Raw genomic sequence first — 16,778 nt, forward strand, 5'->3', positions numbered from 1 at the left:
CCTCAATAAGACGCCGGGCCGTCAGACCCGGAATTGCTCCATCAGCGCCTGCTGCTGGTTGGCCAGGCGATTCAGCGCCTGGCTGATACGTGCGGACTCGTCGGCCTGCCCGGACAACGACTCGGTGACATCGCGGATCCCGGCGACATTGCGATTGACCTCCTCGGCCACAGCGCTCTGCTCTTCGGCGGCGGAAGCAATCTGCAGGTTCATGTCGCTGATCACCGTGACCGCCTCGCCGACCCGTTGCAGCGCCGGTACCGCCTGCTCCATGCGGGTCACGCTGTCCCGCGCCTGGCGCTGGCCGTCGTGCATGGCCTCGACCACGCCCCGGGTGCCGCCCTGCAAAGCTTCGATCACCTGGCGGATTTCTTCCACCGAGACCTGGGTGCGTTGCGCCAGGTTGCGCACTTCGTCGGCGACCACGGCGAAACCACGCCCGGCCTCGCCAGCCCTGGCCGCCTCGATGGCGGCATTGAGGGCCAGCAGGTTGGTCTGTTCGGCAATGGCGCGGATCACCTCCAGCACCGAGCCGATCTGCTCACTGCGTCCGGCCAGGGCCTGGACCCGTTCCATGGCCAGGTCCATGTCGGCGGCGAGCTGGTCGATGGCCTGGCGGGTATGGCCGATCAGTTCCAGGCCTTCGCGGCTGGCCTGGTCCGCACCGCGCGCGGCATGGGCCGCCTGTGCGGCGTTGTTGGCGACATCGTGGGCGGTGGCGCTCATTTCGTTGGCGGCGGTGGCCACCTGCTCGATCTCGCGCTGCTGTTGCTGCATGCCGCCGCTGGTCTGGCTGGCGATGGCGGCGGACTGGTCGGCGGTGCCACGGGCCTCTTGCAGCGAGCCTTTGACCTGCACGATCACCGGTTGCAGCTTGTCGAGGAAACGGTTGAACCAGCCGCTCAACTGGCCCAGTTCGTCATCGCGGGAATAGTCGAGGCGCTGGGTCAGGTCGCCGTCGCCGCTGGCGATTTCGCGCAGGCGCTCGGCCACCGCGAGGATCGGCCGGGTCACGCCACGGGCGGTCAGCCAGATCAGCACCAGCCCGGCCAGGGCGGTGACCAGGGCGATCAGCAGGTTGCTCAGGTTGGCGCTCCGGTTGCTGGCGTCGAGGCGCTGGTTGAGCTGGATGGCCGGGGCTTGCAGGACGCTTTGCGGCACTTCCAGCAAGACCTGCCAGGGTGTTGCGTCCGGGATCGGCGAGAAGGGCCGGGCAATGCGCATCACTCCGTCTTCCACGGACTTCGGTGCCTGCTTGCTCAACTGCGAGGCATCGGCGCTGTGCCCGGCCAGCAGCCCGGCAGGGCTGACGATACTGACCTGGCCCTGGCCCTCGTAGACTTCCTTGCGCCCTTCGAGGGCCAACTGTTGCAGGTTGTCCAGGCCGATATCCAGGCCGACCACGCCGACCACCTTGCCCTGGTCCAGCAGCGGCAGGGCGATGCTGGTCATCAGCACCTGCTTGCCGTTGACCTCGTCGAAGTACGGGTCGAGCACGCAGGCCCGGGCGGTTTCCAGCGGGCAGGTCAGCCAGCGGTTGTAGGGCGAGCCGTTGGCGCCGAGGCTGGCGTCGGCGAGCATGGATTCGGGCATGGCTTCCGATTCCAGCTCACCGGCGGCATTGCGCGACCAATACAGGGAAAAGCGCCCGCTGTCGTTGCTGCCTTGCTCGGCCTGCCCTATGAAGCGGGCGTCCTGGTGGTCGAGGGCATCGGGCTGGAACACCAGGTACAGGCCGATCAGGTCGCGGTTACCGGCCAGCGCGGTGCGGGCCTGCGTGACCAGGGCGCTGCGCAGGTCGCCGTCGCCGCGCTCGCGCAGTACCTGGGCCAGGCGGGCGAAGCCGTTGCCATATTGGTACGCATCCATGAAATAGCGCTGGATGCGCAGCGCCTGTGTCTCGCCATGGGCCTGCAGGCGCAGGCGGGCGTTGTGATCGAGCAGTTCGGTATTGGCCTGGAACACCTCGGCTGCACTGCGCCGCGACTGGGTCAGCGACGTGACCGCCAGGACGATGACGATGGCCAGCAGGCACAGGCCGGCGAGCAGGATGATCTTCCACTGGATGGACAGGCGGCGCGGGAGCATGAGGGGTTTCCTTCTCGGTCATGAAGCGCGCCCGCGCTTTGCGCGGGCGCGTTCGACGGGCGGTCTCACTCGGCGATGTAGCTGGGCGGCGCGACCCGGAACGACTTGGTCAGCCAGCCCAGGTAAAGCACGCCGGCCGCTGCCCAGACCCCGCCGAACAGCAGCGAATGCTCGTTCAGGTCGAGCCAGAGCAGGGCGATGATGCAAAAGCCGATGGTCGGCAGGATCAGGTGCTTGAGCTTGTTGCCCAGCCCCTGCTTCATGCCCTGGCGAAGGTAGCAGTGGTTGATGACCGCCAGGTTGACGAAGCTGAAGGCCACCAGCGCGCCGAAGTTGATGATCGAGGTGGCAGTGACCAGGTCGAAGAAGATCGCCGACAGCGAGATCAGGCCGACCACGATGATGTTCAGCACGGGCGTCTTGTAGCGCGGATGCAGGCGGGCGAACAGGCCCTGGGGAATCACCTTGTCGCGGCCCATCACATAGAGCAGGCGCGAGACGCTGGTCTGCGAGGCCAGGCCCGAGGCGATGGTGTTGATCACCGTGCAGGCGATGAAGATCGACTGGAACAGCTTGCCGCCGACATACAGGGCGATTTCCGGCAGCGCCGCTTCGTGGTCCTGGAAGCGCTCCATGGTCGGGAAATAGGCCTGGATGAAGAACGAGATCAGGATGAACACTGCGCCGCCGATCAACGCAGTGAGGAAGATCGCCCGCGGGATGACTTTCTCCGGCTGGTGGGTTTCTTCCGAGAGGGTGGTCACCGCGTCGAAGCCGAGGAAGGAAAAACACAGGATGGTCGCCCCGGCCATCAGCGCGCTGAGCTGGGTCTTGTCATCGCTGAACGGGATCAGCGTCCACGGCGTGCCCTGGCCTTCGCCCTGGCCGAGGCCGCGCAGGCACAGGTAGACGAACACCGCCATGATCACCAGTTGCACGCCGACGAACAGCACGTTGAAGTTCGCCACCAGGTTGATGCTGCGGATATTGATCAGGGTGATCAGGGTGACGAAGGCGGTGACCCAGACCCAGCCCGGCACCTCAGGGAACATCGCGCCCAGGTAGAGCTTGGCCAGCAAGGCGTTGACCATCGGCAGCAGCAGGTAATCCAGCAGTGACGACCAGCCCACCAGGAAGCCGATATGCGGGTTGATCGCTTTTTGCGTGTAGGTGTACGCCGAGCCGGACTGCGGGAAGTGCCGCACCAGCACGCCATAGCTCACGGCGGTGAAGAGGATGCCCAGCAGGGCCAGGATGTACGCGCTGGGAACGTGCCCGGAAGTGAGGCCGGAGACGATGCCGAAGGTGTCGAACACGGTCATGGGCGTGAGGTAGGCCAGGCCGATGATCACCACCTGCCACAGGCGCAGGGACTTGCGAAGTTGCAGATTGCCGTGGGTGCTGTGCTCAGGCTGCATGCGGGCGCTGCTCCTGATGAGGGAACACGGACGGGGTTTGCAACGGGCACGACAGGGTCGAACGGGTGGGCTCCATGTTGTTCACCTTTTATGTTGGAGCTGGAATGGGCGCGGGCGAGGCGCCGGTGTCACTGGCAAGGACCGGACCGGTAAAACGAGCGTGCAGGTACGACGCGCGCGGGCGTCAGGGGGCGGCGCTGCTTGTTCTTGGGGTATCGGACGCTGGGCAAGGTGGGAAAAATAAGAAACGATTGGGGTGGGGTGCGTCAAGTAAATCGTTACATTATTTTTCTTTGATGGGGATTTATCGAGTTTTTAGGCGTTTTCGGAGGGTTTCAAGACGGATTTTGTCGGGTGATCGATTCTTCTGTTCGTAAAAGTTGACGGTTTGTAGGGGATTTTTATCAGTCCGATACCGCGCAAGCCGAAGATGCTAGCAGCGAACCGCAAGCAGTGATGTCAGACGAATCTGAGAATGCAAGCGCTGTAGGAGGGGGCCGTCGATCAGGGCGCTTGCTCTAATCCTCATCATCAGGATCCGAATAGACAACCCGCCCCTTGATCCAAGGGTCTACGATTTCGGCGTGAATATCCCGGAGATAGGAGCCCCACTGCTGCCGGCTGTGCGCATCAGGCCCCATGATGGTCAGCAGCAGATACTCGTCCCGGAGCAGGTCATACGCATAGACCAGCCAGAAATCTTCGTCGGGACGATCCGGGTCTGTCGTTCGCCTGAATTGGATCTTTGCAGCGCGTCACCTTGCCTGGACGGCCTCCGTGGCGGCGAGATGGATGTGAAAGAGGTCTTCAAGATCAAGCGCCTCATCCCGGCCGAAGATATCGGGGAGGTCACCACAGAGCTTGTAGTTATGGAAATCGACGAAGAAGTCGTACCAGCCTGAGGACTTTTTGAACAGGTCAGAAACTTTTACCGATGACAAAAATACTCACTTGGAGGCCGGAAGCTTTCCGTGCTCGACATAGAAGTGGAACGCAGCCTCACCACCACGTGCGGCGGTGCGCACATCTTCGAACGTGAGTTGCTTGTCGGTTTTCTTGCGCTTTGCAACGACCTTTTTGGGAGCCGCAGTTTGAATGATCATCTCCGCCTCCTGAAGCGGTGTGCGATAGACCTATCCTAGGCGATGACACTCTTTTGATCAATGCTGGAAGGGACGCGGACAAGAGGATCGCACGGCGCGATCTGGGGACATACCGGGGGGAATCTGGAGCGGGTGAAGGGAATCGAACCCTCGTTATCAGCTTGGGAAGCTGGAGTAATGCCATTATACGACACCCGCGCAGGGCCACTTTGTACCAGAACATTGCGGCGATTTGAAGCTTTATATCAGCAGGACAGCGATGCGGCCTGTAGCGCCGGGGCGTGGATCTTCCTTCTGCCCGTGGGGCCGATGATCCAGTTGGCCGGGCTACAGGCGCCCGTTTTCTTCAGACTGCCAGTGCATGCTGGCCCTGCATGTACTGGTAACGCGCACGCTGTTCACGCTGCGTCGGTTTCAGGAAGTCGATCAGCGCTGCGCGGGTGTCGCGGCAGGCCGATTTGTTTTCCATGTCGAGGAAGTGCCCGGCGCTGCGGATCTCGCTGAACTGAGAGTTGCGCACGTGCCGGCTGAACTGCCGTGCATCGGCGATGGTGGTGTATTCGTCCCACTCACCGTTGATGAACAGCACCGGAATATCGATGGCCCTGGCGGCAGTCAGGGCATTTTCCAGGTCGTGGTCGAGCACCTGGTGGATATGGAAGTGCATCTGCGCGTATTCGTGGTTGTCCAGGCTGCTGACGTGCCGGTAGTTGAAGCGCTTGAACAGCGGCGGCAGGTACTTGCCGATGGTCTCGTTGACCAGGTTGCCCACCTGGTAGCGATCGCACTCGCGCAGGTACCTGGAACCACGCTCCAGGTAGTCGCGCATCGGTTCGTTGATCACCGGCGAGAACGAGCTGACCACCGCCCGCTCGATGCGCCGCGGCCTGTGGGCCAGGGCCATGAGGGTGCAGGCGCCACCCCAGGAAAAGGACATGACCTGGTCGGCCGCGAAGTGGTCGATGAGTTCGAGCAGGATCTGCCCCTCGGTTTCCTTGGTCAGCAAACGTTCGTGGTGGTTGTGCGGCTTCGACTTGCCGGCGTACGGCTGGTCGTAGAGCACCACGTTGAATTGCGGGTACAGGTTGCGCACCGCCTGGGAAAACGACGCCGTGGTGGCGAGCGAGCCGTTGATCAGGATGATCGTCTTCTCGGCTTCTTGCGAACGGTAGAACTCCGTGTAAACCCGGTACTGCCCCTGAATATCCAGCACAGCGGTTTCTGGCCTCATGTCATCGACTCCTGGCGCAAAAAAGGGTATCCGTCCAAGCAAGCTTGCACGTTCTATGTGACAGGTAGGCATACGCCTTGAAGTGAATCGAGGGGCCCTTGTCGATCCGCTGCACGCTGGTCGACGGGTGTTGTTCTAGGCGGGCGATTCCGTTGGTCGCCCGCGCATCGAGGGGCGGGTCGCCAAGGAAAAGGTGTCTTGGACTAAAGCTGTGACCGTAGAGTCACATGAAGACCGACGATTCGATTCAAGCAGCCCGGCCGCGATGTCGCAAGTGCCGTTCGGGCAATTGATGGAAAATTTTTGTCTGGCCCGTCGGCCATGTCAGACCGACAGGATCTCGTCGGCGCGCAGGGCCCGGTACTGCCCCGGGGCAAGTCCTGGATCGAGGACCAGCGACCCCATGCGCTCACGGTGCAAGCGCATGACCTTGTTCTGGTAATGACCGAACATGCGTTTCACCTGGTGATAACGTCCCTCGATAATGCTCAATCTTGCCGTGTGACTGGTGAGAAGAATCAATTCAGCCGGTTGGGTGACCAGGTCTTCGAAAGCGAAGTGGAAGCCCTCGCGAAAACGCGCCACGTACTCCTCGAGGATCGGCTGTTCGGTTTCCACGTAATAGACCTTGGGCAGCTTGGTCTGCGGCTGGGTCAGGCGTCGTGACCATTGGCCGTCGTTGGTCAGGATCATCAGGCCGGTGGTGTTGAAATCCAGTCGTCCGGCGATATGCAGCTCGTGCCTGTCCGGTTCGTCGATCAGGTCGAGCACCGTTGGATGCTCGGGGTCGCGGGTTGCGCTGACGCAGCCTACGGGCTTGTGCAGCATGAAGTAGCGCGCCGGTCGGCCGGCCTGCAACACCTGATCGTCCACCTCCACCTGGCTGAAGACCCGCACTTCGTGCCTGGGATCGCTCACCGCCACCCCGTCCACTCGCACGCGCCGCCCTGCCAGCAGCAGGCGCACTTGCTGACGATTGAAGCAGGGCAGGTTGGACAGGAAGCGGTCGAGGCGCATGGCAGTGAGGCAGGGGCAAGGAAGGGGGCGCAGTCTACTCGTTCGGCGTGTCCGCGGCAGCCTTCAATTGCTCATCGACCCGGGCGCAGGCCGGACACAGGCAGGCGGCATTGCGCAACTCCGCAGGCAGGGCTTCGAGCAGCGCCGGGTCGATGCTGACGCTGAAGCACCAGCAGGCACGATCGGCAGTACGCGGATCGGCCAGGGTGCAGTGGTTGCTGGCGCCACAGGCGGGGCATAGACGCGGGTCAGGCATGTTCGGGGCTCGCGGGTTCGCTGCAGACACGGTTGCGCCCACTTTGCTTGGCGCGGTACAGCGCCTGGTCGGCGCGGGCGATCAGGCTGCGCAGGGTATCGCCGGGCGCCAGCCCGGTCACGCCGAAACTGGCAGTCAGCGACACGCGGCTGGCGTCGAAGGTGAATTCGCTGCGCTCGGTGCGTTGACGGATCTTTTCCGCCACCGCCATGCCCTTGGCCAGTTCGGTGTCCTTCAACAGCACGACGAACTCCTCGCCACCCCAGCGGCACAGAATATCGGCCTGGCGCAGGCTGCCTTCGAGCAGGCGGGCGAACTGGCGCAGCACCTCGTCGCCGGCCAGGTGCCCGTGGGTGTCGTTGAGCTCCTTGAAATGATCGAGGTCGATCAGCACTGCGGTCAGCGGCAGCGCGCCGCGTTCGGCGTCGAGCAGTGCCTGGGCGGCCAGCAGATCGAAGGCGCGGCGATTGTGCAGGTGGGTCAGGCTGTCGAGGGTCGCCAGTTCCTGGATGCCGTCCTGGTGGCGACGAACCATGCCGTTGATCATTGCCAGCACCACCGCCGAGATGATCGCGCAGATCGCCAGGTTCAGGTACAGCGATTGTTTCACTCCGTCCAGGCTGGCGCCGACCGGCTTTTCGACGAACAGGTACCAGTCCAGCTCCGGGATGAAGCGCACATTGAGAAAGTGCAGTTGATCGTCACGCTGGTATTCGCGGCTGCCGGTGCTCGGGGTGGGCATGCGCTCGACCAGCCCGGCCAGCGACGGGATGCTCTGCAGCGTGGTGCCAGGGCGCGCCCCCTCGGGCCCGCCGGTCGAGCCGGTAAGAACGATCTGTCCGCGCGGGTCGACGAAATACACCGAACGCTTGTAGCGCAACTGGTAGGCATCGATCAGCCTGACCACCGCGTCCACGGTCAGGCCTACGCCGGCGGCACCCATGAAGCGGTTCTGCTCGTCGAGTACCTTGTAGTTGATGAACACGGTCATGCGGTCCTTGTTGGCCATGTCCATGTCGACGTTGATCTCGTAGGGCGCCTGCATCTGCTTGACCCGGGCGTACCAGAGGTCGCGCGGGGTGCTCGGGTCGATCTTCTTGAGGATGCCCTTGGCCTGGTAGTAGATGCCGCTCGCTTCGGAAACATAGAAGGCGGTGTAGGCCCGCTGCTGGCGCTCGACTTCACTGAGATAGCGGGTCATGACCTCGGGATCGTGCTCGCCGGCCAGGGTCCAGTCGCGCAGCAGGGTGTTCTGCGCCAGCATCGACGAGACCACGATGGGACGGATCAGGTCCTTCTGGATTTCCGAATAGACGGTGTCCGAGGTCAGCGGCAGCTCGGTATTGATAATGCCGTCGCGGATCGCGCTGCGCGAGGCGTAGTAGCTCACCAGCGAGGTTGCGAGAAATCCACAGCCAAGCAGCAACAGCAGGGTCAACAGCAGGGAGCGTTGCGAAAACAGGGCGGAACGAAGGGGCATGGCAATCCCGCAGGCGGAGAACCGATGGCCTCTATTCTAGAGGCGGCGGGAAAAAATAACTGGACGAATTTCAGGGTCAAAGGGGTGGTTACAAATTATTTCCAAAATCGCACCGCACGCCGTTTTCGTTGTCTGATTCTGTGTCGATGAACGCTTGCCGATCGACGCCGACCAGCGCCGCTGGGTCCGGCAGTTTCGCGGTCCAGGAGGCCGCCATGTATCGCCGACTCGCTTTGCTTGCTGTCCTGGGTTTGCTGATTACCGCGTGTGTACCCTACGGAGGCGGTGGCTACTATCGAACCGATGTCTATTCCGTTGACCGTTACGCTTATCCGGCCTATCCCTACGGCTACAACCGTGGCTACTACGTCGCCCCGCAGCCACGCTACTACACGCCGGCGCCGCGTTATTACCGTCCGGCACCCGTGCCTTACTACCGTCCGGCACCGCCAGTGCGTGGTGGCTGGGATGCACGCGGGCCGGGACGCCCGGACAACCATGGCTGGAACCGTGGCTGGGACCGCGACCATGACCGGGGTGACAACCGCGGCCATCGCGACAACCGCGGCGACTGGCGCGACCGCCAAAACCGCCAGGGCGATCAGGACGACCGCGGTCGCGGCCGTTATCACTGAGTGACTCTTGCACCTTGCACCCCCTACGCCAGGTCGGCGAGGGGGTGTCTTCCTTCCCACACCTTGCTGAAATGCGCCTCGACCACCGCCGCCGGCACCTGGCTGATATCCGGCCAATGCCAGCGTGGTGCGTTGTCCTTGTCCAGCAGGCGGGCGCGCACGCCTTCGCTGAATTCCGGATGGCGGCAGCAGTTCAGGCTCATCGCATATTCCATCTGCAACACCTGGCCAAGGGACAGGTAACGCGCCCGCCGCAGTTGCTCCCAGACCAGATGGGCCGTGAGCGGACAGCCCTTGAGCAGGGTTCCCGCGGCCTTGGCCAGGAGTACGTCGGGCTGGTGTTCAAGCTGCCCGATGGCGCGCCAGGCACAGGCCGGATCACTGACATCCAGCACCCGGTCGATCCGTTCGCGGCGCGGCAGCCACTGCGCCGCCGGCAATTCATCGCGGGCTTCCTGCTCCAGGGCCCTGAGCAGGCTGTTGAGCTGCATGGCGGTCTGTTCCTGCCAGTTCAGCTGCAGCAGCCCATCGATCAGTTGATCCTGCTGGTCTTCCTTCATGAACCGGTCGGCAAGCCCGAGATCGAGGGCGTCGCGTGCGTTGATCGGCGCGCCGGTCAGGCCGAGGAACAGGCCAAGGCGCCCGGGCAGCCGGGAAAGGAACCAGCTGCCACCGACATCCGGATACAGGCCGATGCTGATTTCCGGCATCGCCAGCCGGCTCGACGGCGTGACGATCCGCACCCCGGCGCCCTGAAGCAGGCCCATGCCGCCACCGAGCACATGGCCGTGGCCCCAGCACAGCAGCGGCTTGGGATAGTGGTGCAACAGATAGTCCAGGCGATACTCGGTGGCGAAGAACGTCGCCGCCAGCGGCGGCACTTCGCCGGGATGGTCGCGACACGCTTCGACCAGTTGGCGAACTTCCCCGCCCGCGCAGAAGGCCTTGGCGCCATTGCCGCGCAACAGCACGCAGACGATCGCCGGATCCTGTGCCCAGGCGCGCAGGTGGGCACCCAGTTGTTCGATCATCGGCAGCGACAGGGCATTCAGGCTCGCCGGGGCATCCAGGGTGGCGATGCCCAGGCGCGCGCCATCGACACCGGTCAGAACTTCGAACTGCACAGCCATGGAAGACCTCGCTCGGTTGGAGCAGACAAGTATGGCCGCTGTGCGCGATCGCGGCGGTTGCCGGTCGGATCGATTGACAAGCGCGGACAGCTTTCCTAGTGTCCGCCCCATTGTTCAACGGATGGCCCCATGACCGACGACGACCGTATCAAGCTCGAACCCAGCTGGAAGGCCGCCCTGCGCGCCGAATTCGACCAGCCCTACATGCACGAACTGCGTGAATTCCTGCGTCAGGAAAAGGCCGCTGGCAAGGAGATCTATCCGCCCGGGCCGCTGATTTTCAACGCGCTGAATTCCACGCCGCTGGACAAGGTCAAGGTCGTGATCCTCGGCCAGGACCCGTACCACGGCCCGGGCCAGGCCCATGGGCTGTGCTTCTCGGTGCAGCCGGGGGTGCCGACGCCGCCGTCGCTGGTCAACATCTACAAGGAACTGCAGCGCGATCTGAACATCGAGATTCCGCGCCACGGCTACCTGCAATCCTGGGCCGACCAGGGCGTGCTGCTGCTCAACACCACCATGACCGTCGAACGGGCCAACGCGGCGTCCCACGCCAACAAGGGCTGGCAGTTCTTTACCGACCGGATCATCCAGGTCGTCAGCGAGCACCAGCCCAACTCGGTGTTCCTGCTCTGGGGCTCGCATGCCCAGAGCAAGCGCAAGCTGATCGATGCCAGCAAGCACCTGGTGCTGACCTCGGTGCACCCTTCGCCGCTGTCGGCCTATCGCGGCTTCCTTGGTTGTGGCCATTTCAGCCGCACCAACAAGTTCCTCGAACAGCACGGGATGGCGCCGATCGATTGGCAGGTGCCTGCCCTTTAGATTTATGCCGTAGCTTATGGCCTCATCGCCGGCAACGCCGGCTCCCACAGGTATTGTGTGCACCGCAGAACCTTGTGGGAGCCGGCGTTGCCGGCGATGAGGCCATCACCTGCTACACCTGCCTTTCGGCATCCCCCGCCATCCAGTGCCGGAACAACGGCTCGGCCAGAAACAGCACGAACAGCAGGCGCATCATCTGCAATGCCGTCACCAACGGCACCGACAGCTGCAAGGTCTCCGCCGTCAGGCTCATTTCGGCGATGCCGCCAGGCATCATGCCCAGGGTCAACGAACGCAGGTCGAGGTTGGTCGCGGCGCTCAGCGCCACGGCGGCGATGGCGGCGATGGCCATGGTCAGCACCGTTGCGGCCAGGGTCCTGGCAAGGAACGACGGTGCCCGGCGGAAGAACGCCCGGTTGAAGTGGCATCCCAGGCCACTGCCGATCAGCCATTGGCCGATCTGGCTGGCGCCGTCCGGCAGGCCCAGGTGCAGGTTCCAGCCGATACTGGCGACACCCGCCACCAGCAAGGGTCCGAACAGCCACGGGTTGGGCTGCTTCAGCTGTTGCCAGCCCCAGGCCACCAGCGCGCCGATGGGGAACACCAGCGCCAGCCAGCCCCAGTCCACCGCTCCCGCATGGCTCAGTGGTACGCCTTCGCCGAGCAGGTACTTGAATGCCGCCGGCACGCAAAGCACCACCACCAGCACCCGCAGGCTCTGGCCCGCCGCCACGCGGCCGAGGTTGGCGCCATTGCGCGCACCGAGGTTGACCATCTCCCCGGAACCGCCCGGCATGCTAGAGAAGAACGCCGTGGCGCGGTCCTCGCCGGTACGCCGCAGCAACCACACCCCGACCACGCTGGAAAGGCTGGTGATCAGTGCGCCGAAGAAGATCAGGCCGAAATGGCTGGCGACCTGCTCGGCCACATGCGGGGTGAAGTGCAGGCCGATGCCGATGCCGACGATCCACTGTCCGCATTTGCGCCCGCCCGGAATCTCGGCGAGCTGCCAGGGTGTCAGGCAGCGCACCAGGATGATCGCCAGCAGCGAGCCGACCATGAACGGCAACGGCCAGCCGATGGCGCTGGCCGCGAACCCGCCGGCCAGGCCGACCAGCGGGGTTGCCCACCATTGCCTGAAGGTGGAATCAGACATTGGCCAGGGCGCGACGCTGCAGGACGCGACGGCGCCAGATGCGCACCAGCGGCAGGGCCAGCATCACGATGGTCAGGCTCCACACCGCCATGCTGATCGGGCTCGACCAGAGGATGTCCAGGGCACCGTTGGAGATCGACAGCGCACGACGCAGGTTCTGCTCCATCAGCCCGCCGAGGATGAACCCGAGGAGGATCGGCGACAGCGGGAAGTCCAGCTTGCGCAGGATGTAGCCCATGATGCCGATACCGACCATCAGGAACAGGTCGAAGGTGGTGGCGTGCACGGCGTAGACGCCGATCGCGGTGATGATCGCGATCACCGGCACCAGCGCCCAGTTCGGCACGGCAAGGATGCGCGTGAAGATGCGGATCATCGGGATGTTCAGGATCACCAGCATGATGTTGGCGATGAACAGCGAGGCGATCAGGCCCCAGACGATGTCCGGTTGCTGTTCGAACAGCAGCGGGCCGGGCGTGATGTTGTACAGGGTCAGGGCGCCGATCATTACCGCGGTGGTGCCCGAGCCGGGTACGCCGAGGGTCAGCATCGGTACCAGGGCGCCACAGCAGGAGGCGCCGATTGCGGTTTCCGGCGCAGCCAGGCCGCGGGCATCGCCCTTGCCGAACTTGCCGCTGGTGCCGGCGATGCGTTTCTCGGTCATGTAGGCCACGGCGCTGGCCAGGGTCGCGCCGGCGCCGGGCAATACGCCCATGATGAAGCCGAGCAGGCCGCAACGGATGTTGACCACGAATACCGAGGCCGCTTCCTTGAGGTTGAACAGCATGCGCCCGGTGGCCTTGACCGCCTCGTGGCCATGGTGGGTTTTCTCCAGCAGCAGGAGGATCTCGCTGATGGAGAACAGGCCCAGGACCAGTACGACGAACTGGATGCCGTCGGCCAGGTGCACGCTGTCACCGGTGAAGCGGTACACGCCGCTGTTGGCATCGATACCGACGCTGGACAGGAACAGGCCGATCAGCGCTGCGATGAAGGTCTTCAGCGGCCGGTCGCCGGCCATGCCGCCGAGACAGACGATGGCAAAGACCATCAGCACGAAGTACTCCGCCGGACCGAAGGCGATCGCCCATTTCGCCAATAGCGGCGCGAACAGGACCATACCGCAGGTCGCGATGAAGGCGCCGATGAACGAACTCCACGCCGACAGCGACAGGGCCACGCCGGCCAGGCCCTGGCGGGCCATCGGGTAGCCGTCGAGGGTGGTCATCACGGTGGAGGCTTCGCCCGGGATGTTTAGCAGGATCGAACTGATCCGCCCGCCGTACTCGCAGCCGAGGTACACCGCGGCCAGCAGGATCAGCGCCGACTCCGGCGGCAGGCCGAGGGCGAAGGCGATGGGGATCAGCAGCGCCACGCCGTTGATCGGGCCCAGGCCCGGGAGCAGGCCGACCACGGTGCCGATCAGGGTGCCGCTGAGGGCGGTGACCAGGTTGTACGGGCTGAGGGCCACGCCGAAGCCCTGGCCCAGGTAACTCAAGGTATCCATATCAATTCTCCAGGACGTCGAGCAGGCCGAGGGGCAGTGGCACGTCCATTACCCGGTCGAACAGTACGTAGAGGGTGATGCTCATGAAGGCCACGATCAGGCCGCTGGCCGACCAGCGGCCGCCGTACAGCCGGGCCATGGGCACACCGACGAGAATGCTGCTGACGATGAAGCCGAGGCTTTCGAAGGTCGCGGCGAACACCAGCAACAGGGCGACGCACAGGCCGATCTTGTTCAGGGTTTCGCGGTCCAGCTCGGGCTCGTCCTCGCCACGCACGATGGGCGTCGGGCGAATGGCCAGGTAGAGCAGGGCCAGGCCCATCAGGCCGAGCATCAGCAGCGGGTAGGCGCGCGGGCCCACCGGTTCATAGGAAAACGCGGCCTGGTAGGGCCAGGCCATCACGGCCAGGGCGGCACAGACCGCCAGCAGGGCCAGGGCGAAGATGCGTTGCAGGATCATTTGATAGTCCTCGATCTAGAGGCGCACGCGTTCCCCTGTGGGAGCGGGTTTACCCGCGATGGCGATAGGGAATTCACCACCGCCATCGCGGGTGAACCCGCTCCCACAGGGTCCGTGTGGAGGCGGATTACAGGGTTACTGGATCAACCCGAATTCCCGGGCCAGCGTCTTGTAGTCGGCGACCTGTTTCTTGACGTAGGTGTCCAGCTCGTCCCCGGTCATGGCGAAGGGGAAGAGTTCGCGCTGGTCACGCAGCTTGGCGAAGTCCTCGGACGCCAGCAGCTTGTCGAACGAGGCTTTCCACCACTGGTAGTCCTCGTCGCTGACCTTCGGCCCCACATAGAACCCGCGCACTACCGGCCAGACGATGTCGTAGCCCTGTTCCCTGGCGGTCGGGATGTTCTTCATCTCGGGCTCGTCCAGGCGCTGTTCGGAGAACACCGCGAGCAGGCGCATGTCGCCGCTCTGGATATGCGGCATGGAGTCGGAGATGTCGGTACTGCCGACCTGGATATGCCCGCCGAGTAGGGCCGTGGCGATTTCGCCGCCGCCTTCCAGGGCGACGTAGCGCAGGTCGCGCGGGTTGATCCCGGCAGCCTTGGCGATCAGCGCGGTCTGCATCCAGTCCTGGCTGCCGACGGTGCCGCCGGAGCCGATCACCACCTTGCTCGGATCCTGCTTCAAGGCCGCGACCAGGTCGTCGAGGGTCTTGTAGGGCGAGTCCTTCTTCACCGCGATGGCGCCGTAGCTGGTGCCGACTGCCGCGAGCCAGCGCACGGCGTTTTCATCGAAGCGGCCGAACTTGCCCTGGGCCAGGTTCAGCAGCGAGCCGCTGGACCAGGCCACCAGCGTGCCGGCATCGCCCGGACGCTGGGCGACCACGGCGTTGTAGGCCACCGCGCCGACACCGCCGGGCATGTAGGTGACGCGCATGGGCTTGGTCAGGATCTTCTCGTTGACCAGCGCGCTCTGCACCAGCTTGCAGGTCAGGTCGAAGCCACCGCCCGGCGAGGCCGGGGCGATGCATTCGGGGCGTTTGGGTTCGGCGGCCAGGACCTGGCCGGCGAACAGCAGGCAGCCGGTGGCGATGGCGATTCGACGCAGTGAAAAGGTCATCTTCAGTCTCCGTAGCTTTAGTTGTTATAAGCGGATTACCACAGGGCGACGCTATAGCTCACCAGCAACCGCACCTCGTCCGCATCGCGGGCGAAGCTGGAGCGGTAGGTGGCGTTGCGCAGGCGGACTGCCACGTTCTTGAACGTGCCGTTCTGCACCACGTACTTGAACTCGGTGTTGCGTTCCCATTCCTTGCCTTCGCCGCCGTTCGCCAGGCTGACGTTGTCGCCGTTGATGTAACGGGTCATGAAGGTCAGCCCCGGAACGCCGAGCTTGGCGAAGTCGTAGTCGTAACGCACTTGCCAGGAGCGCTCGTCGGCTCCGGCGAAGTCGTTGATCTGGACGAAGTTGACCAGGTACGGGTCGGAGCCATCCACGTAGGGGAAGGCGCTGTCGCCGGACATGCTCTGGTACGCGGCGCTGAACTTGTGGCCGTTGAGGCCGTAGCTGAGCATGCCGTTGAGCGAGGTGTTGTCGATCTTGCCGCCGCGGGCCTGGCCCTGGTCATCGCTGAGGGCCAGGCGCAGGTCGGCGCCGAAGGTGCCCGGGCCCCACGGCTGGGTCGCGGTCAGGCCGGCGAAATGCTGGCGGTAGACGTCGTCGAGCTGGGCGAAGTGGTAGCTGCCGGTGATGCGGTCGGTGAACTTGTAGTCCAGGCCGGCCATGTCGAAATGGTTGCCGGCGACGGTGCCAAGGAAGCGCCCGTTCTTGTTGTTCAGGGCGATGTCTTCCTTGTTGGTGTCATCGCGGTCCTTGGCCTTCTCCAGGCGGCCGCCGGTGAAGGTCAGGCCCTTGATCTCCTTCGACGTCAGCAGGCCGCCCTCGAAGGTCTGCGGCAGGATGCGCCCATCGTTGGGCTTGAGGGTCGGAAGCTCGGGGATCAGGGTGCCGATCTTCAACTCGGTGGCGGAGATCCTGACCTTGCCGGTCAGGCCGAGCTTGGAGTATTCGTCGGCGGCGCGGCCGTCGTCGTGGGTCGGCAGCAGGCCGGTGCCGGTGCGATCCGGGCTGGAATCGAGCTTGACCCCGAGCATGCCCAGGGCATCGATGCCGAAACCGACGGTGCCCTCGGTGTAGCCCGACTGCAGGTTGAGCATGAAGCCCTGTGCCCACTCGTCGCGCTTGGATTGCTGGGCGCTGGTGCCGTCGCGGAAGTCGCGGTTGAAATACATGTTGCGGGTTTCGAAGGTGGCACTGCTGTCTTCGAAGAAAGCGGCCTGGCTCAGCGGTGCGACGCTGCACAGCGTGATGGCGCTGACAAGCGGGTGGCGGCTGGAAAAAGGACGACGGATAGGCGCGAACGCCCGAGGCTGTGCTGACAGCATCTGGAATAAACCCCGTTTATTGTTCTTATTTGGT

The 16,778-nt window shown here is 64.1% G+C and carries 16 protein-coding genes and 1 tRNA gene; 3 read left to right on the forward strand and 14 right to left on the reverse strand.

Translation table 11 applies throughout. The features are described from left to right. Positions 1–21: 21 nt before the first annotated feature. Positions 22–2,088, reverse strand: a complete 2,067-nt coding sequence (locus ACKLLE_RS27160; protein WP_474198472.1) for a methyl-accepting chemotaxis protein — start codon at positions 2,086–2,088, stop codon at positions 22–24. A 65-nt stretch (positions 2,089–2,153) separates the two neighbouring features. Further along, positions 2,154–3,506, reverse strand: coding sequence for an APC family permease (locus tag ACKLLE_RS22630; protein ID WP_420059113.1), 1,353 nt, complete (start codon positions 3,504–3,506; stop codon positions 2,154–2,156). A gap of 584 nt (positions 3,507–4,090) precedes the next feature. Between ACKLLE_RS22630 and ACKLLE_RS22635 the strand changes: the two genes are divergently transcribed. Next, a complete protein-coding gene (locus ACKLLE_RS22635) occupies positions 4,091–4,408 on the forward strand; it encodes a hypothetical protein (RefSeq protein ID WP_420059114.1) in 318 nt (105 codons plus the stop codon). 45 nt (positions 4,409–4,453) lie between these two features. Here the strand turns inward: ACKLLE_RS22635 and ACKLLE_RS22640 are convergent, their stop codons facing one another. The 6 genes from ACKLLE_RS22640 to ACKLLE_RS22665 form a co-directional block, all read right to left on the reverse strand. Then, a complete protein-coding gene (locus ACKLLE_RS22640) occupies positions 4,454–4,609 on the reverse strand; it encodes a hypothetical protein (protein ID WP_178391950.1) in 156 nt (51 codons plus the stop codon). A 124-nt stretch (positions 4,610–4,733) separates the two neighbouring features. Then, positions 4,734–4,807 (reverse strand) — tRNA-Gly (locus ACKLLE_RS22645). 148 nt (positions 4,808–4,955) lie between these two features. Then, positions 4,956–5,840 carry an alpha/beta fold hydrolase gene (locus ACKLLE_RS22650; protein ID WP_420059115.1) on the reverse strand — a complete coding sequence of 295 codons (885 nt, stop codon included), beginning with the start codon at positions 5,838–5,840 and terminating at the stop codon, positions 4,956–4,958. Positions 5,841–6,164: 324 nt separating this feature from the next. Further along, positions 6,165–6,857 (reverse strand): 16S rRNA pseudouridine(516) synthase, encoded by a 693-nt coding sequence (locus ACKLLE_RS22655; protein WP_420059116.1) that lies wholly within the window; start codon positions 6,855–6,857, stop codon positions 6,165–6,167. Positions 6,858–6,891: 34 nt separating this feature from the next. Continuing rightward, positions 6,892–7,113: a cysteine-rich CWC family protein gene (locus ACKLLE_RS22660; protein WP_064303411.1), complete on the reverse strand. Its 222-nt coding sequence runs from the start codon at positions 7,111–7,113 to the stop codon at positions 6,892–6,894. Next, entirely contained in the window at positions 7,106–8,593 is a 1,488-nt protein-coding gene (locus ACKLLE_RS22665) for a sensor domain-containing diguanylate cyclase (protein ID WP_420059117.1), read from the reverse strand. Before ACKLLE_RS22665 ends, ACKLLE_RS22660 begins: the two co-directional genes overlap by 8 nt. 215 nt (positions 8,594–8,808) lie before the next feature. Between ACKLLE_RS22665 and ACKLLE_RS22670 the strand changes: the two genes are divergently transcribed. After that, positions 8,809–9,228 (forward strand): hypothetical protein, encoded by a 420-nt coding sequence (locus ACKLLE_RS22670; protein WP_009399894.1) that lies wholly within the window; start codon positions 8,809–8,811, stop codon positions 9,226–9,228. Positions 9,229–9,251: 23 nt separating this feature from the next. Here the strand turns inward: ACKLLE_RS22670 and ACKLLE_RS22675 are convergent, their stop codons facing one another. Continuing rightward, positions 9,252–10,358 carry an enoyl-CoA hydratase/isomerase family protein gene (locus ACKLLE_RS22675; protein ID WP_420059118.1) on the reverse strand — a complete coding sequence of 369 codons (1,107 nt, stop codon included), beginning with the start codon at positions 10,356–10,358 and terminating at the stop codon, positions 9,252–9,254. A gap of 129 nt (positions 10,359–10,487) precedes the next feature. On the opposite strand from ACKLLE_RS22675, the gene ung reads away from it, so the two are divergent. Next, positions 10,488–11,180, forward strand: a complete 693-nt coding sequence (ung, locus tag ACKLLE_RS22680) for a uracil-DNA glycosylase (RefSeq protein ID WP_009399891.1) — start codon at positions 10,488–10,490, stop codon at positions 11,178–11,180. 112 nt (positions 11,181–11,292) lie between these two features. Here ung and ACKLLE_RS22685 read toward each other — a convergent pair whose 3' ends face one another. From ACKLLE_RS22685 to ACKLLE_RS22705, 5 genes are all read right to left on the reverse strand, one after another. After that, entirely contained in the window at positions 11,293–12,336 is a 1,044-nt protein-coding gene (locus ACKLLE_RS22685; protein WP_420059119.1) for an AbrB family transcriptional regulator, read from the reverse strand. Continuing rightward, positions 12,329–13,843, reverse strand: coding sequence for a tripartite tricarboxylate transporter permease (locus ACKLLE_RS22690; protein ID WP_420059120.1), 1,515 nt, complete (start codon positions 13,841–13,843; stop codon positions 12,329–12,331). Before ACKLLE_RS22690 ends, ACKLLE_RS22685 begins: the two co-directional genes overlap by 8 nt. Position 13,844: 1 nt before the next feature. Beyond that, complete coding sequence (locus tag ACKLLE_RS22695) at positions 13,845–14,303, reverse strand: tripartite tricarboxylate transporter TctB family protein (RefSeq protein WP_009399885.1); 459 nt, start codon at positions 14,301–14,303, stop codon at positions 13,845–13,847. 135 nt (positions 14,304–14,438) lie between these two features. Beyond that, positions 14,439–15,425 (reverse strand): Bug family tripartite tricarboxylate transporter substrate binding protein, encoded by a 987-nt coding sequence (locus ACKLLE_RS22700; RefSeq protein ID WP_376699743.1) that lies wholly within the window; start codon positions 15,423–15,425, stop codon positions 14,439–14,441. A gap of 29 nt (positions 15,426–15,454) precedes the next feature. Continuing rightward, positions 15,455–16,744, reverse strand: a complete 1,290-nt coding sequence (locus ACKLLE_RS22705; RefSeq protein ID WP_420059121.1) for an OprD family porin — start codon at positions 16,742–16,744, stop codon at positions 15,455–15,457. Between the last annotated feature and the right edge of the window lie 34 nt (positions 16,745–16,778).

This window comes from Pseudomonas bharatica (genome assembly GCF_048586865.1).
Lineage (GTDB): Bacteria > Pseudomonadota > Gammaproteobacteria > Pseudomonadales > Pseudomonadaceae > Aquipseudomonas > Aquipseudomonas bharatica.

Bases quoted from the DNA above. Each gene is read 5' to 3' on its own strand.
- ACKLLE_RS22665 (WP_420059117.1), bottom strand. From the start codon at position 8,593: ATGCCCCTTCGTTCCGCCCTGTTTTCGCAACGCTCCCTGCTGTTGACC.
- ACKLLE_RS22640 (WP_178391950.1), bottom strand. From the start codon at position 4,609: ATGATCATTCAAACTGCGGCTCCCAAAAAGGTCGTTGCAAAGCGCAAG.
- ACKLLE_RS22670 (WP_009399894.1), top strand. From the start codon at position 8,809: ATGTATCGCCGACTCGCTTTGCTTGCTGTCCTGGGTTTGCTGATTACC.
- ACKLLE_RS22695 (WP_009399885.1), bottom strand. From the start codon at position 14,303: ATGATCCTGCAACGCATCTTCGCCCTGGCCCTGCTGGCGGTCTGTGCC.
- ACKLLE_RS22690 (WP_420059120.1), bottom strand. From the start codon at position 13,843: ATGGATACCTTGAGTTACCTGGGCCAGGGCTTCGGCGTGGCCCTCAGC.
- ACKLLE_RS22655 (WP_420059116.1), bottom strand. From the start codon at position 6,857: ATGCGCCTCGACCGCTTCCTGTCCAACCTGCCCTGCTTCAATCGTCAG.
- ung (WP_009399891.1), top strand. From the start codon at position 10,488: ATGACCGACGACGACCGTATCAAGCTCGAACCCAGCTGGAAGGCCGCC.
- ACKLLE_RS22630 (WP_420059113.1), bottom strand. From the start codon at position 3,506: ATGCAGCCTGAGCACAGCACCCACGGCAATCTGCAACTTCGCAAGTCC.
- ACKLLE_RS22685 (WP_420059119.1), bottom strand. From the start codon at position 12,336: ATGTCTGATTCCACCTTCAGGCAATGGTGGGCAACCCCGCTGGTCGGC.
- ACKLLE_RS22660 (WP_064303411.1), bottom strand. From the start codon at position 7,113: ATGCCTGACCCGCGTCTATGCCCCGCCTGTGGCGCCAGCAACCACTGC.
- ACKLLE_RS22675 (WP_420059118.1), bottom strand. From the start codon at position 10,358: ATGGCTGTGCAGTTCGAAGTTCTGACCGGTGTCGATGGCGCGCGCCTG.
- ACKLLE_RS22705 (WP_420059121.1), bottom strand. From the start codon at position 16,744: ATGCTGTCAGCACAGCCTCGGGCGTTCGCGCCTATCCGTCGTCCTTTT.
- ACKLLE_RS22650 (WP_420059115.1), bottom strand. From the start codon at position 5,840: ATGAGGCCAGAAACCGCTGTGCTGGATATTCAGGGGCAGTACCGGGTT.
- ACKLLE_RS27160 (WP_474198472.1), bottom strand. From the start codon at position 2,088: ATGCTCCCGCGCCGCCTGTCCATCCAGTGGAAGATCATCCTGCTCGCC.